The 278-nt window shown below is 55.8% G+C and carries 1 protein-coding gene; it reads left to right on the plus strand.

Annotated features, from left to right (window positions below):
- A partial coding sequence (locus FS767_RS22220; protein WP_371921609.1) for an immunoglobulin-like domain-containing protein occupies positions 1–278 on the plus strand: 278 nt, incomplete at both ends.

The following is a 278-nucleotide window of genomic DNA, read 5'->3' on the forward strand; positions in this document are numbered from 1 at the left end:
TGGAAGTTCGAGCAACTGACGCTGGATAAAACCCAGGTCAGCACCGAAGTTACCGACGAGCCAGGTTCGGGTACCCCAGGCACGGGTAACCAAGGCGACTTGGTGTTGGTCACCATTACGGCTGACCAGACCTCTGTTGCTGAAAACGTTAAGCCAACGTTCACCGTCCAGATCAACAAAGCGCTGGCCAACGATTTGGTAGTGACCCTGAGCAATAACGCTCAAGTCACCATCAAAGCCGGCCAGACCGCTGTTTCCTACGAGCACGCGGCGCAAGG

It is taken from the genome of Pseudomonas sp. DE0010 (assembly GCF_007680745.1).
In the GTDB taxonomy this organism is placed as follows: Bacteria; Pseudomonadota; Gammaproteobacteria; order Pseudomonadales; family Pseudomonadaceae; genus Aquipseudomonas; species Aquipseudomonas parafulva_B.